This window comes from Paenibacillus sp. S25 (assembly GCF_019454085.1).
Taxonomy (GTDB): domain Bacteria; phylum Bacillota; class Bacilli; order Paenibacillales; family Paenibacillaceae; genus Paenibacillus; species Paenibacillus polymyxa_B.
Window position 1 is genome coordinate 4003313 of record NZ_CP073683.1, and the last position, 15407, is coordinate 4018719.

At 47.4% G+C, this 15407-nt stretch carries 15 protein-coding genes; 2 read left to right on the forward strand and 13 right to left on the reverse strand.

The features are described from left to right. Nucleotides 1–231 precede the first annotated feature (231 nt). Nucleotides 232–1611 (reverse strand): class I SAM-dependent rRNA methyltransferase, encoded by a 1380-nt coding sequence (locus KAI37_RS17445; protein ID WP_071641840.1) that lies wholly within the window; start codon nt 1609–1611, stop codon nt 232–234. 288 nt (nt 1612–1899) lie between these two features. Here KAI37_RS17445 and KAI37_RS17450 point away from each other — a divergent pair, with 288 nt between their 5' ends. Next, a complete protein-coding gene (locus KAI37_RS17450; RefSeq protein WP_220031497.1) occupies nt 1900–2922 on the forward strand; it encodes a Na/Pi cotransporter family protein in 1023 nt (340 codons plus the stop codon). Here KAI37_RS17450 and KAI37_RS17455 read toward each other — a convergent pair. From KAI37_RS17455 to prmA, 5 genes are all read right to left on the reverse strand, one after another. Further along, on the reverse strand, nt 2912–3346 hold the full coding sequence (locus tag KAI37_RS17455) for an NUDIX hydrolase (RefSeq protein WP_013311157.1): 435 nt from the start codon (nt 3344–3346) through the stop codon (nt 2912–2914). The two genes, KAI37_RS17450 and KAI37_RS17455, sit on opposite strands and share 11 nt — an antisense overlap. 105 nt (nt 3347–3451) lie before the next feature. Next, nucleotides 3452–4795: a tRNA (N(6)-L-threonylcarbamoyladenosine(37)-C(2))-methylthiotransferase MtaB gene (gene mtaB / locus KAI37_RS17460; protein ID WP_053325795.1), complete on the reverse strand. Its 1344-nt coding sequence runs from the start codon at nt 4793–4795 to the stop codon at nt 3452–3454. A gap of 1 nt (nt 4796) precedes the next feature. Next, nucleotides 4797–5561, reverse strand: coding sequence for a 16S rRNA (uracil(1498)-N(3))-methyltransferase (locus KAI37_RS17465; RefSeq protein ID WP_103049600.1), 765 nt, complete (start codon nt 5559–5561; stop codon nt 4797–4799). A 286-nt stretch (nt 5562–5847) separates the two neighbouring features. Continuing rightward, entirely contained in the window at nt 5848–6540 is a 693-nt protein-coding gene (locus KAI37_RS17470) for a site-2 protease family protein (RefSeq protein ID WP_023989504.1), read from the reverse strand. A 2-nt stretch (nt 6541–6542) separates the two neighbouring features. Further along, nucleotides 6543–7508, reverse strand: coding sequence for a 50S ribosomal protein L11 methyltransferase (gene prmA / locus KAI37_RS17475; RefSeq protein ID WP_076293520.1), 966 nt, complete (start codon nt 7506–7508; stop codon nt 6543–6545). Between the two features lie 195 nt (nt 7509–7703). Between prmA and KAI37_RS17480 the strand changes: the two genes are divergently transcribed. Further along, nucleotides 7704–8123 carry a hypothetical protein gene (locus KAI37_RS17480; RefSeq protein ID WP_025723349.1) on the forward strand — a complete coding sequence of 140 codons (420 nt, stop codon included), beginning with the start codon at nt 7704–7706 and terminating at the stop codon, nt 8121–8123. Nucleotides 8124–8208: 85 nt separating this feature from the next. Here the strand turns inward: KAI37_RS17480 and KAI37_RS17485 are convergent, their stop codons facing one another. The 7 genes from KAI37_RS17485 to dnaJ all read right to left on the reverse strand — a co-directional run bounded on the left by KAI37_RS17485 (nt 8209) and on the right by dnaJ (nt 15342). Continuing rightward, complete coding sequence (locus tag KAI37_RS17485) at nt 8209–8394, reverse strand: YfhD family protein (protein ID WP_071641848.1); 186 nt, start codon at nt 8392–8394, stop codon at nt 8209–8211. 24 nt (nt 8395–8418) lie between these two features. Then, nucleotides 8419–8793: a hypothetical protein gene (locus tag KAI37_RS17490; protein ID WP_071641850.1), complete on the reverse strand. Its 375-nt coding sequence runs from the start codon at nt 8791–8793 to the stop codon at nt 8419–8421. 178 nt (nt 8794–8971) lie between these two features. After that, nucleotides 8972–10168 carry an NAD(P)-dependent malic enzyme gene (locus KAI37_RS17495; RefSeq protein WP_025723348.1) on the reverse strand — a complete coding sequence of 399 codons (1197 nt, stop codon included), beginning with the start codon at nt 10166–10168 and terminating at the stop codon, nt 8972–8974. A 64-nt stretch (nt 10169–10232) separates the two neighbouring features. Continuing rightward, a complete protein-coding gene (locus KAI37_RS17500; protein WP_025723347.1) occupies nt 10233–11579 on the reverse strand; it encodes a 2-hydroxycarboxylate transporter family protein in 1347 nt (448 codons plus the stop codon). 121 nt (nt 11580–11700) lie between these two features. After that, entirely contained in the window at nt 11701–12408 is a 708-nt protein-coding gene (gene dcuR, locus KAI37_RS17505; RefSeq protein WP_220029897.1) for a two-component system response regulator DcuR, read from the reverse strand. Then, nucleotides 12401–14056, reverse strand: a complete 1656-nt coding sequence (gene dcuS, locus KAI37_RS17510; protein ID WP_220029898.1) for a DcuS/MalK family sensor histidine kinase — start codon at nt 14054–14056, stop codon at nt 12401–12403. The genes dcuR and dcuS overlap by 8 nt, the downstream gene beginning before the upstream one ends. 155 nt (nt 14057–14211) lie before the next feature. Then, nucleotides 14212–15342, reverse strand: a complete 1131-nt coding sequence (gene dnaJ, locus KAI37_RS17515; RefSeq protein WP_023989511.1) for a molecular chaperone DnaJ — start codon at nt 15340–15342, stop codon at nt 14212–14214. Nucleotides 15343–15407 lie beyond the last annotated feature (65 nt).

Genomic DNA, 15407 nt, shown 5'->3' on the forward strand with positions numbered 1-15407 from the left:
GCCTCCTTTCCAACGAACAACATTCTATTAAACAGTATAGCATATCAGGCAAGGGAGAAAAGAACGTACGTTTGCCATGTTGTAGCAATTCTTCCTCCCTCTAAAAAAACAAATCAGTCCCGCAGATTGGCTTGGTGCACGCCTTCTCTACAGGACTGATTTATACCTAAACGAGTCTATTTTACCTATTTAATCACCAAAAAGGCGATTGACTTTGACCTTGTATGAAACCTACAGCTGTGTCCGGCTGCGCACCTCAAAGATGGCGAATTTCAAGTAATGGCCTTCCTCCACACCCAAAATTTGAGGATGGTCTTTACCAGCCGCTCTCCAGTCTACCAGACGAAGGATTTTGCCGGCATCTGCCGCCGCTTCCTTAATGGTATCTAAAAACAACTCTGGCCGCATATGGAACGAGCAGCTCGCTGTCACCAGATAGCCGCCCTCATTGACCAGCTTCATCCCGTGCAGGTTGATATCTTTATATCCACGTGTAGCTCCTTTGACAGCGTTCTTCGTTTTGGCAAAGGCTGGCGGATCAAGAATGACCACGTCAAAGGTGCGTCCGCCACCTGCTGTCAGCGGCTTGGATGTATCTCCTTTGCCCCCAGCTCGTGCATTGCGTTCCTCTACACCCTTCACTTGATTGCGCAAATATTGAAAAGCATCGTCGACGACAAACTCAACGCGTTCCTCAAAACCGTTCAGCTTGACATTATCCCGCGCACTTTCAATCGCATGCTCAGAAATATCAAGACAAGTTACTTTTTTAGCACCATGTTTACAGGCATTGAGCGTAAAGCTTCCCGTATGTGAAAAACATTCCAATACGGTTGCGCCGTCCCAGAATGGAAATTCAACAACCTTACCACTTTTATTCACTGGCTTCATGACTGTAGTGCCCGCATCCCCTGAGTCTGCAGCTACTTCTTGTAGCGTAATTCCACTACGTGCTCCCCAACCTGTCATCAACGGTGCTATAGCCGCACGATTTTCACGCTGGTCAAAGAAATACCCCGTCTTCTGGCCCTCTACGATATCAACCTTGATTTGCAGGCCATTTTCCGTCACCACCACATGACGCGGGCAATCACCGTACAAAGGACCCTTCGTTTGTTCCAATCCTTCCAGCTCACGGATGGATACATCACTGCGCTCATATATACCAACAGGACCCACTACTTCAACGAGCGCATCCCTGATTTCTTCCCTGCGCCGATCCATGCCAAGCGTTAACAACTGCACGACTAACACATCACCAAATCGATCTACTATCAGTCCAGGCAAAAAATCAGCCTCGCCGTACACCAACCGATAAGCGTCTCCCCCGGTCACAAAACGTTCGCGGTGCTCCAGACATTTGCGAAAGCGTTGGGCAAAAAAGTTTTGATCCATTGCTTCCAGCGGCTCGTAGGACATTACACGCACTGTAATTTGTGAAGCTGGATTATAGTAACCTGTCGCCAAATAACGCCCCTGATGGTTAACGATACTGACCAAATCGCCTGCCTCTGGGTCCCCTTCGATCTTGGCTATTTCGTTTTTAAACACCCAAGGGTGTGCGTGCTCCAACCTTTTTTTACGGCTGCGTTCTAATATTACTGAAGGCAAAATCCTTCACTCCCATTCTTGGATTACTCAAAGTGTTAAAACGTTTTGTTCGATAGGGGCGCGGCTCCGCGATTCATTTAATCTTACGATCGCTGTTGCTTCTCCAATTTCAAATGCTCCGCTTCGCTACTGCCCGCCTGTATATCGACGTCACAATTTTAAAGCTTGTGAAGATACTACAAAATTATCGTTCCGTAAAAAAGAGCTCAGCCATGCTTGTCATGGCTGTCCCCGACAGATCATAGGCTGTTACATAAGTATTTTCACCTAGAAAAGGGGGCTATGCCCGTGTTTATACATGTTATACTCCCACTGTGCGGCGGGCTGTTTATTTTTTTGGGCGGGATGAAGCTGATGGAAGCAGCTCTCCGGCATTTGGCCGGTCCCTTCCTCACCCGCTGGCTGAACCGCGCCACAGTTTCCCCTTGGCGGGGCATGCTGTTCAGCTCAGGCATTACCGCCTTGCTGCAAAGCAGCACCGCCGTAACGGTGCTGACGATCGGACTGGTCAACGCTGGGCTGTTGACCTACGGCCGCACGCTCGGCATCATTCTCGGCACCAATATCGGCACCTGCCTGACCACCGAGCTGATGGGGCTCCAGCTTGGCATGCTGGCTGTTCCGCTGCTCTGCGGCTCACTGCTATGCTGGAGCACTGCCGTCCTGTGGGGTGAAGCTATCCCCGGTCGCCAGTATGCGTCCGCCGGAGCTTCATCCGGCTCCAATGGGCTTAGCCGTCCGCAGGCTGTACAATATATCAGCCTCGTCTTTGCTGGATTTTCGCTAATTCTGGCAGGTATCCGCGTAATGCAAACGGTCGGCCCCTGGATTGAGCAGGCCGGACTATTCCGCTGGTTTCTTGACCACGCTGCGGCCAACATGTGGTGGGCCTTCGCTGCTGGAGCCTGCCTGACCGCACTGGTTCACAGTAGTGCAGCCGTCATTGGCATGGCGATCAGCCTTGCCGCTGCGGGTGCCTTGCCAGCCGATGTGGGGATCGCCATCGTCATCGGCTCCAATGTAGGCACCTGCGTAACCGCTCTGATTGCCGCTGTTGGCGGCAGCATGTCCGGCAAATTTGTGGCCTGGTCCCACGTGCTGCTGAACGTAGGCGGAGCATTGCTCTTTATGCCGTTGATCCCTGGGCTGGAAATGACCGCCGCCTGGATATCTACCGAGCCCGGAGCCAAGGTAGCCCATGCCCAAACCCTGTTTAACGTTATTAGCTCTCTGCTGGTCTTGCCTCTCTGCTATCTACCTGTGTGGACGCGTTTAGAGGATCGTATATCTCCACACAGAATCAAACGTTAATTCCTAGCATGGACAGCGCCTTGCTTAAAATGACATCATTATTGTCATATCCACCCTGGCGCTGAAGACGCCATGCTTCCTCAGGTGTATGCCACGCAACTCCTTTAATTTCTTCGATCTGCGCCTGTAAATCCCCATCCAGTGCCTCTACAAGATAATAGTGTACTTCTTTATCCACTTCCCCAAATTCCGGATGCTGATACGTATAGGCAATCATATCTACATGTTGGATAATTCGCCCGTTCAACCCTGTTTCCTCACGAATTTCACGTAAAGCCGTCTGTTCGATTGTTTCTCCCAACTCCATTTTCCCTTTAGCCAAGGATACCTTGCCATATCGGTCTGTAATGAGCTGAATTTCAAGCTGCTCCCCCTGTTTGCGAAACACAACGCCGCCTGCGGAAATTTCCTTTTTTGCCGCCATCCTGTAATCTCCCTTCCTTGCGCAACAAGGATTCCGTCCTCTCTGTAAGGAAAGGCGAAATCCTTGTTTGCCATCTCTATTGCCTGTTCAGGCTTTTTTTTGTTCTTACAGAGCTGTTTGCAGCCCATTCTCAAGTACGCGGACCAATTGGCCCTCACTTTCATTAATGCCTGCCTTCGTCAGCTTCACGCGGCATACCTTGCCAACCAGATCCTCAGTACCTTCAAACGCCAGTTGAATATAATTGTCACTATATCCATGAAGTATGCCGCTATCTTCGGTCCCTTTCGGGGCAACTTCCGGAATGACCTCCAGCACCTGACCTACAAACTTCTCAGCATACGCCAGTTGCATTTGCTCTGACAGTTGTATCAGCTCATGCACTCGTGCATTTTTCACGTCCTCATCCACCTGATCCTCCATACGCGCCGCAGGAGTTCCACTGCGCTTGGAGTACGGGAACACGTGCATTTCCGAAAAACCGATTTTTTTCATCAGCTCATAGCCATTGCGGAACATTTCATCCGTCTCCCCAGGGAAGCCGACAATCACATCCGTTGTAATCGCTACATCTGGCATTGCTTTGCGAATCATAAGCATTTTGTTATAAAACTCTTCTGTGGTGTACTTGCGACGCATCCGTTTCAACACGGTGTCGTCCCCCGCCTGAAGCGGTATATGAAAATGACGAACCAGCTTGGTGGAACGGTTCAGTACATCAAGCATTTTTTCATCAATCTGGCTGGCTTCAATCGAACTGATACGGATACGCTCCAGCCCTTCCACCTTCTCCAGATCCCACAACAGATCAGATAGGTCATAATTATCCATGTCGTCACCATAACCGCCAGTGTGGATGCCTGTGAGTACAATTTCCTTGTAGCCTGCGTGAACCAGTTGACGCGCCTGTGCAATAATACTCGCAGCATCACGACTACGGGATAGACCCCGCGACCACGGAATGATGCAGAAGGTACAGAAGTTATTGCAACCATCCTGAATTTTCAAAAAGGCCCGAGTATGATTAGCAAAATCAGGTACATCCATTTCCTCAAATACACGCGTCTTCATAATATTGCGCACGGCGTTCACCGGTTGACGCGTTTCTTGAATTTCCTGTACGAACGGAATGATTTTGTCCCGATCCTGAGTCCCGATAACGAGATCAACGCCAGGAATATCCATAATTTCGGCAGGAGAAGTTTGGGCGTAGCAGCCCGTCACTGCCACAATGGCATCTGGATTCCGTCGAATCGCGCGGCGAATAATCTGACGACTCTTTTTATCACCAGTATTCGTAACGGTACATGTATTAATAAGATAGACATCAGCAGTCTGCTCATCAAAGTCCACCTGTTCATAACCTTCATTTTTAAACAGCTGCCAGATCGCTTCTGTATCATAAAAGTTTACCTTACAGCCCAATGTGTAAAATGCCACTGACGGCATATTAAACCCCTCCCATTTCTCCTGTCTCATATAAAATGCATGCCAATGCAGCCATTCCTGCGGTCTCAGCACGCAAAATACGTCTTCCCAGTCCTGTAGACTGGGCCCCAGCCTGCTCGGCCTCCAGGCTTTCCGCTTCAGTAAAGCCGCCTTCCGGGCCTACCACCAGCAGAACACGCGGCATGTCCGTCGACGCCCATTGTCCTGCCAAAGGCTGGATTACATCCCGTAGCTGTTTACCCTGCTCTTTTTCATAACAATAACATATCAAATCATACCCAGCAAAAGAAGCCAGAAGTTCTTTCCACGTCATGGGCGCGCTAATTTCTGGAATCCGGTTACGGTGGCTTTGTTCAGCCGCTTCCTTCACAATCTTGCGCCAACGCTCCAGTCGCTTGCCTTCTTTTTTGGCATCATACTGCACGACCGTACGCTCGGACAAAAACGGTACAAAACCGGTTGCTCCGATTTCTGTACATTTTTGCATCACCGTCTCCATCTTGTCTCCTTTAGGAAGACTCTGAGCGATGGTGACCTGCACATGCGGTTCAGAGGTCATCTTCAGCGGCTCAATAATCGTCGCCGTAACATGATCCTGCTCAATCGTATCCAATGCAGCCAGCGCTTCCCTAGATACCCCGTCACTAACTATAATTTTGTCACCACTACGGCCCCGCATGACCTTAGCGATATGTCGCGCGTCCTCACCCGCAACAATCACGTGATCTTCTAGAAATTGCTCTGCCGGAATAAAATAACGCTGCATTCTCTCTCTCACCTATTCCTGGATTTTGCAAAATTCAATTCCAGTCGCTCCAAAGTGCAATATCTAGACGAACTAGACCATTTCGATCTATATCTTGTTCATTGGAAGTCGCTTATTGGATTTTTGCAAAATCCTCATTCTAAAAATAACTATTATCCACTAACGTTCCGTACAAAATCCGAATAAATCACCAAGCAACATCATATCATCTTTTGCGCCTGTATGACCAGTCTGTTCCCTCTTCCATTCAGGTTATACCTACCTATTCTCGTAAAAAAAGGAGCCCTTAGGCTCCGAATAATCCAGTGATATAAAAAGAGAACTGCAAAAACTGTATATAAATCATCTGGGCCAGCGTGTAAAGAGGTTCAATCGTTACAGCTCGAACCTGCGGAATGACCAGTATAAGTAGAAAAATAAAGATCGACCACTGTTCAAACTGCTGGAGTTTGCGGCGTACAGGAGTGGGAGCCACATCTTCCACAATCCGGTATCCATCCAGTGGAGGCAGTGGGATCAAATTAAAGATAAACAAAAACAGATTTAAATTGATCAGGGCATTGATAAACAAATAGATTGCTTGAGCCACCCGTTGGTTCTCCATCCCCGGCAATACTTGAAAATGAAGGAGCACGGCATAGATCAAAGTAGTAACAAATGCAAGCAACAGATTGCTGAGCGGACCCGCAGCCGATACGATAATGCCCATGAGGCGCGGACGGCTAAAATTGTCACGATTAACCGGAACTGGCTTGGCCCAGCCAAAGCCTCCGATCAACAGCAGCAGCGTACCCAGCAGGTCAATATGCACTGCCGGATTTAAAGTCACGCGCCCAAGTAGCTTGGCTGTAGGGTCGCCAAATTTATTGGCATAATACGCATGTGCAAACTCATGAACCGTGAACGATATGATCACAGCCAGTAAATAAAATGGAAGAACATTTAAATTTACACGAAAAATATTTTGTAAAAAATCCATACTTACCTCTTTCTCGCCACAAACGCCAGCCAATCTTCATCCCGGCTTATTTCGGCAATCTCAAAGCCAGCTGCCTTCAACGCAGTTTCGACAACCTCTTCTTTGTTCTTCCAAATCCCTGAAGCAATATAAATACCACCTGGTTCCAAGGCTTTATATACATCATCAATGAACAGCAAAATAATCTCTGCCAAAATATTAGCTACCACGAGCTTGACCGGCAGCTGGATACCCAGCGTTGGATCGCTTGCACTAAGCACAGATAGCAAATCACTTTCTTTAATGGTAATGCGTTCCTCCAGTCCGTTCAAACGCGTATTTTCCCGCGCACTGGATACTGCCACAGGGTCCAGATCCAAGGCAAGTACATGCTTCGCTCCCAGCTTTACAGCTCCAATGGCCAAAATACCGGAACCCGTGCCGACATCAATGACTTCTTCTCCGCCCTTAATTACAGATTCCAGCGTTCTCAGACAAAGGGATGTCGTAGGATGCGTTCCGGTCCCAAAGGCCATACCAGGGTCCAGCTCAATGATTTTTTCCTCTTCACTCGCAGGCTCATAGTCCTCCCAAGTGGGTTTAATCGTCAGACGATCCGACACACGCAAAGGCTTGAAATATTGCTTCCAAGCATTTGCCCAGTCATCCTCATCAACTGTTTTCAGTTCATACTGAACCTCACCAGGATCAATATCGAAAGTTCTCAATTCTTCGACGCGCGGCTCAATCTGCGAACGAATACTACCCATGTCCACTTCTTCGGCAAAATAGCCTTTGATGATCGCTTGTCCTTCAGGTATGTCGTTCAAAGGCCGATCATACCACTGTCCATAGGACGTATCCCGTGGCTTGTTGAGCGAACCGGATTCTTCAATGGAAACCCCTCCTGCACCTGCTTCGTGCAGAAAATTCGAAATCATTTCGATGGCTTCTTCGGTTGTATGTATTGTAATTTCATTCCACAACATGGTTTTCATTTCCTCCTCATTTCACATGCATACATTACATTGTACTATATACATGCACAGGAGTTCAAAAAAGCTAATATTATCGGAGTTCAAAATATTTTTTGTAGAGCTTGTATATGTTGTCCACTCTTTTAGTCCAAGCACCCTTAACTCTAGTACATACAATACAATATACTAGAAAAGGAGTGATTTAGTATGGCAAAGACGGTGTTAGATTATAATGCCAGTGTGATTACACCTATCACTAATGGTATAAATCTTCCTGTTCCGATTTCTCCAGCCGGACTTGGAATTGCTACGACGTCTGTATTTATTGATCCTGCTATTCCTGGAGCTGTCAACAACCGAGTAGAGTTAAAAGCCTCGATTGGACTACGTTTTGTCGGTGCCGGCAATATTAGAGTGCTTGTACGGATTTGGAGAGCCGGCAAGGAAATTTATTACGGACTGGAATCCAATGTCTTCGATAACAATATTATTCTTAATGTCGAAACGGTAGACGTTGCGCCTCTGGGCGTACAAAACTACCAACTGATTATTGAAAATCAAACGCCTGCAACTACTGCTTTCGTCGCCGGTCCTCTTGTTTTTAGTGCAACAGCATACAGCGGATAATGAATAGAAAGAAGAAAGAACACAAATAAGACGGGCTATCCCACAAATCATCCTTATTAATGGAGATAACCCGTCTTATTAAATTCTACTCATTGTCGATTATGATACGCTGCTGACGACGGTCAGCTACTTCGCTACGCCGGATCGCTTCTAGATCCTCAGCATCTGCCTGATCTGACGAGAACTCTACATCTTCATTTTTAGCAGATTGCATGCGTTTGATTTTCTCCGTTTTGGTCAGCACTTTATCAAACCGTTTGTTTTTGGACATCGGTCACTACTCCTTCCAAACTTTTCACAGCATTCCACCCGCTTGTTCCACGATGGACAGCGCCTGATGATGAATGGATTCATCCACCACAGCAGTCAACAAAATATCACGGCCCGTCGGTCCGCCCTGTCCCCCATCACTCATGCCACTGGCGGACGGATCAGCTGCAGCCAGTATTGCTGGAGTTGCATCTGTAAAGTCCACGCCCTGTGTCAGTGAGGACAAGCTGCTAATCTGTCCTGAAAATACAGGCAATCCGGCGTTGCCAGTAGACTGCCGCGGATACCGGCTAAATCGGTCTATCGACACATCGGCTACCCGGAGAGCTTCCAGTTTTCTAGCGGCTCCCTGTGCTTCCTCAGGACTTTTGAAATACGCCAAAATATTTTTTTCGCCCATCTCAAAATCTCCCTGTGTAGTATTGAGCGCAACTGCTCTTCAAGAGCATAGAGCGTTACGCTTTGTTATATCCTGCTCATTGGCACGATTTTATATTCCCTACGAAGCTAGACGGATCAGGCGGTATCGAGAACATCAGGCCAAGACTGTGAACCATAGTTTGTGAAGAATATAACTTTTACGGGTGTAAAGTAGCAGCCGGAGCTTCACCAGACTTGGCCACTCCTGTCTCCCATGCAGCACGAATGACAGCATCCCGTACCTTTTGAACCACCTTCGGATTAAAAACATTCGGTATGATATAAGTTTCACTTAGCTCCTCAGGACAGATGGCATCAGCGATGGCAAGTCCGGCAGCCAGTTTCATTTCCTCATTAATCGTCGTAGCATGGCAATCTAGAGCACCCCGGAAAATTCCCGGGAAGCACAGCACATTGTTAATCTGATTTGGAAAATCGGAGCGGCCGGTAGCAAGCACACGTACATGAGGTGCGGCTACAGCCGGATCAATTTCCGGCTTCGGATTCGCCATGGCGAACACAATAGGATCAGTTGCCATGCTCTGTATATCCTCCACAGTCAGTATATTCGGGCCTGACACACCGATGAACACATCAGCTCCCACAATCACATCGGATAAACTTCCACTTAAATTGTGCGGATTAGTCATGTTCGCATACTCTGTCCAATGCGGGTTACTGTACTCCACGTCACGATGAATAGCTCCCTGTCGATCAACGCCAATCAGATTGCGCACACCTGCCTTAAGCAGCATACGGGAGCAGGCCATACCCGCCGCACCGATCCCTGCAAATACAACTTTGACATCCTCCATTTTTTTGCCACATACCTTTAATGCATTGACCAGACCCGCTAATACAACGACTGCCGTACCATGCTGATCATCATGAAATACTGGAATGTCCAGTTCCTGCTTCAACCGTCTCTCGATTTCAAAACAGCGTGGCGAAGATATATCTTCCAAATTAATACCTCCAAAGGCAGGAGCAATCATTTTGACAATTTGAACAATTTCATCAGCGTCCTTCGTGTTGAGACAGATTGGGAAGGCGTCGACACCTGCAAATTGTTTGAACAACACTGCTTTACCCTCCATCACTGGCATAGCGGCCTCCGGGCCGATATCTCCTAATCCAAGTACCGCGGTTCCGTCTGATACGACTGCTACTGTATTCTTTTTGATCGTTAATTGATACGCTTTGGCTGGGTCATTGGCGATTTCCATACAGATTTCAGCTACACCCGGCGTATAAACTTTGGACAGCCCCTCCATCGTTTCAATTGGCTTCTTTGGTAAGGTCTCCATTTTGCCACCTGCGTGTAATTCTCTAATTTCATCTATTAAACTGCTCATATTTTTCTCCGTCCTTTCAGTGTCTCTATTTGGATATGAATCTCAGTCCTGTGTATAAAACTCATCAGCTCCATAATTGGAGTAACAAAGTTGCTAAAATGACCGTGCCTGCCCCTCCAATACGTGTTGCAATTTGCGCAAAAGGCATCAGCTCCATCCGATTGGACGCAGACAGAATGGCTACATCTCCGGTGCCCCCTAATCCACCGCGACAGCTAGTCACCAAAGCAGCCTCTACGGGATACATGTGAATCCATTTTCCTGTAAAGTATCCGGTAACAATCAATGCAACTACAACAGATGCGCAGGTGATGGCATAAGGAACCGTTAAAATCCCAACTACACTATCCAAAGGTACATACAAAATACCCAATCCCACCATCAAGGGCCACGTCAGACTTGCCGTTATACATTTGTACAAGTGAAAAGCTCCCTGCTCCAATGTGTTCGGCATGATCTGAATACACTTAATTAATGCCGCCGCCAGAATCATGAGGATCGGACCTGGAATATGGAGATACGGCTCCAGCAACTTACCCACAATAAAGAAAGTGCAAGCTAACAGCAGACCTCCTCCCATCAATGGAAAAGAAATCGATTGCTCCAAACTTGCTGGAGCTAACTTATCCGCATCTTTCTCTAGTTTTAATAACCTTCCGTTACCTGAAGTTTTTGGATTTTTCTCTGCTAATCTCTTCAGAACACCCGCACCTATGATTGCAACAATGTTCCCGATAATTGCAGCCGGGATAAACTGAGATACGAATACTGCGGAATCCTTGCCCAGCACCAATCCATACGAAATGGACAACGGTAAAATGCCTTCCCCAATCCCACCGGAGATAATCGGAATGATGATGAAAAAAAATGTATGATAGGCGCTATAGCCAAAAGCCATCCCCACCACCATCCCTACGGCAACAGCTGCAATAGATCCTATAATAATGGGGGCAAAAATTTTGACAATTCCATTCATCAGCATTTTCCGATCCATGCCAAGAATACTTCCCGTTACTAGACATGCGATGTAGAAGTAAAGAAAATTCGAGGTTTTCATAAGCGTGTGTACAGCACCCATCGCAGATGGACTGAACATATTCCAAAATACCATTAGCGATGGAACCATAAGAGATAAAATGGCCGGTCCGCCAATATGCTTAAGCAACGGAAGCTTGGCCCCTAGATCACTGAGCAGTATACCTAAAATCATGATGACGGCAAACCCGCCTAACAGATCGTTCGGAAGTCTTTCAGTAATTGCAGCTGCATAAACAATCAGCGCGATCACGGCATAGAGTGGAAGAGGAATAACTCCTACCTTTACCCTACCCAGTATTCTGATGCCATCTACAAAATTTTTACTCCATCTTTGCCCCTTTTGAATGACAGGCTGATTCGTAGCATTTTCCATAAATCTCCCTCCATAAAGTGAAGAATGATGATCATGTTTCCATTCTACACCTTGGAAAACGCTTTATTTGGTTTTAAAACTAATCATTCACTTTTGTAATTAAAGTAATCAGAAAGAAGATTTAAATAAAACTATTCATGATGCCTTCTGCCTGTGGCAATATCCGGTATTGGTAAACAGGACGCCCTATCGTACCGTATATGGTTTCCATGGAAAGAGCCTCAATCTCTGTCATAAAAGCCAGGTACTTGCGCATAGACACCCTGGATATTCCTGCACTCTCCGCGATATCCTCGGTGGAAAATAGCACCTTATTATGCCGCTGGATACAATTCCATATCATAGACAGCGTGGATTTAGTTATACCTTTGGGCAACCGTGCCAAGTCTTTAGTCAAGCTTTTATGATAAATCAGTCGGTCCAGCTCCTCCTGAGAAAGTAGGCTACGCTCACGCACGATGCTAATGTGCTCTCTGTACCCCGTGAGGGCCTCCAAAAAACGGTTAAAGTGGAACGGCTTAATCAAGTAATCCACCGCGCCGAAGTTCATCGCTTTTTTGACACTGTTCATGTCACTTGCAGCCGAGATGACAATGATATCTATATTTGCGCCTGTCTCCCGTATGAATGACAGTAACTCGAGGCCATTGCTTTCCTGCATATACACGTCTAGCAATATCAAATCAATGGCTTGTTCAGCTATATACTTCTTAGCCTCTTCCACAGAAGAAGCCCAACCCCCACATCGAAAACCTTCCACCTGCTCCATATATTTGCGGTTAAATTCCGCAACCATCGGATCATCTTCTACAATCAGGACATTAATCATGTTCATCATTCCCCGCTATAATGTATGGAATCGTAATCTGAAAACAGCACCCTTGCTCGGCTGGGATCAACTTTATACTTCCCTGTAATCTTTTCACGCTTTGCGCCACCAGATAAAGGCCCATCCCTCGTGACTCTCCCTTGGTCGAAAAACCTTTTTCAAATATAGCCTTCACAAGCCCTTCCGGTATACCCGGACCATTATCGCACATGATACAGGTCAGATAGCCGTTCTTCTGGCTTTCCTCATAATAAAGTGAAAGGGTAATCCGCTTGTGCTCCAAAGATTCCATCGCCTCCACCGCATTATCAAACAGATTGCCAAGAATAGTAATCAGTTCATGCGTCGTCTGAGTTTGACTGGATTCGGGCAAGTAACTACCTGGAGTTAGTTCAAAATTCACCCCTACTTCTCTGGCCCGGCTTAATTTCCCCAACACAAACCCTGCCATAACTGGGTCCCTGATCTGCCGGGTGATAGAGCCAATCTCCACTTGATGATGCTCGACGGCATCCATAATGTAATGTTCCAGTTTATCGTACATTCGCAAGTGTACCATCCCCATAATGACATGCAGCTTGTTCATAAACTCATGAGCCTGCGCACGTAGTGCTTCCGTGTACAGGGACACTCCTGTCAAACGTTCCGCAAGCTGGTTCATCTCCGTTTTATCTCGAAAGGTTACAATTGCTCCCACAATTTCCCCTTTGACCCGTATAGGAACACTAGTGGTCAGCAAGGTTATTCCACCCATCTCCATTTCCTCATCCATCTGTGGAGTACTTGCTTCCAAGACGTCTTGCAATCGAAAAGCGGATAAATAAACGGTAATCTCCTGTCCGGAGAATGAGAAATCTTCAATCCCCGCTTGCCTAAGCAGACGTATCGCTTCTGCATTCATCAGCATGACGCGACCGAATTCATCTACCGCAATAACTCCTTCCTTGATGGATTGCAACATAGCGCTGCGTTCCTCTAGCAAGCGTGCGATTTCCGCCGGCTCCAGTCCGGCTAGCATATTTTTGATTTTACGAGCCAGCACAACCGCACCTCCAGTGCCAATTAACATTCCAGTGCCAATGGCGATAGCAATAAGACGGTTGTTGCCTTCCTGAGCCATCTGTACATCTTGCATGGATATACCAACAACAATCGCCCCTACCTGTTTCCCCGTTAAACTGAACACGGGGGAAAAGGCTCGCATGGACAGGCCCAATGTTCCCTTCGCAACGGACACACTCTCATGGCCATGAAGTGCAGTATACTCGTCTCCGCCGACAAAGGCTTTGCCGATCATCTTAGCATCCGGGTGCGTTTTACGAATTCCCTTCATATCCATAGCCACGATAAACTGGATGTGATTTGCTGCTGAAACCCTCTTCACATACTCCTGCATGGAAGGAGACGAACCCGTCCCTTGCAATTGCTCGACAATAAGCGGCGTATGAGCGAGTGTACGCGCGATGGACATTGCCTTTTCTTCCAGTCCCTTCTCAGTTTCATGCTCCACTCTCTCAGCAAATAACAGGGTTACAGGCAGAAGCACAAGTGCCATAACTAGACATACTAGCAGTGTAATTAGGCCTCTGAGCTTTAATAGCGGTTTACCCCGACGTAGCTTGAGCTGTACATTTCCGATGGAGCTCACCCCTTTCTACTTGATATTAAGCCTCAATAGTTCAACATGCCTATACAAAAATGGTTATGTATGTGTTTACGTGAATATAAAAAAAGGAACTATCCCGCAATTGCGGAATAGTTTCCTTTGATTCATGGTTGAAGCTCCGCGATTCCTAATTGGGCTTAGTCGCCTCGGAAGGCGCGCTTCACACGGTCAAAAAAAGACTGCTCATTCTCATGTGTCTGCTCTCCGCTAAGCGAAGAGAACTGACGCAGCAAATCCTTTTGTTCCTCACTCAGCTTGCTAGGCGTTACCACAACGACCTTAATATGCTGGTCACCCTGACCTACGCCACGCAGTTTTGGCACACCTTTTCCTTTAAGACGGAAGTAAGTACCTGTTTGCGTACCTGCTGGAACTTTCAGCTTCACTTTCTCGGTCAACGTCGGGATCTCGACTTCATCTCCCAATGCTGCCTGTGAGAACGTCAGCGGAATTTCACAGTAGATATCGTCTCCCTCACGCTCAAAGAAGTCGTGCGATTTCACACGGAACACGACGTACAAGTCACCTGCCGGTCCTCCGTTGACACCGCCTTCGCCTTCACCGTTAATACGCATTTGTGCGCCGTCATCCACACCCGCTGGAATGCGGATATGAATTTTACGTTGCTTGCGTACCCGACCCGAACCGCTACAAGTCGTACATTTTTCTTTAATGATTTTACCGGAACCGCCGCAATTGGAGCAGGCGCGTCGATTAACCATACGACCAAACGGTGTATTCTGCACCACTTCTTCCTGTCCGCTGCCGTGGCAGACGGAGCAGGTTTGTGGTTGAGTACCCGCTTTGGCTCCCGTACCGTGACACGTATCACATGTTTCCGTACGTTCAATATGAATGTCGGTTTCTTTACCGAACACCGCTTCCTTAAATTCAATCGTCATCGTATATTGAAGATCGTTCCCACGCTGCGGTGCATTCGGATCACGTCGACCGTTGCCGCCGCCGCCAAAGAACATATCAAAAATATCGCCAAACCCGCCACCGAAGTCGGCGCCACCACCGAAGCCGCCTCCCATGCCCTGGTTCGGGTCTACATGACCATACTGATCGTATCTTGCCCGCTTCTGACCATCGCTGAGAACATCGTAAGCTTCTTTCACTTCTTTAAATTTAGTTTCCGCGTCCGCAGCCTTGTTCACGTCCGGATGATACTGACGCGCAAGCTTACGGTAAGCCTTTTTGACTTCTTCATCCGAAGCGCCCTTCGCGACGCCCAGCACCTCATAATAATCACGCTTATCAGCCAATGTTCCACCCCCATGCCTACAACGTGTCTGCACTACATATAAAAGGAAAGCCAAAGGCACGGGAT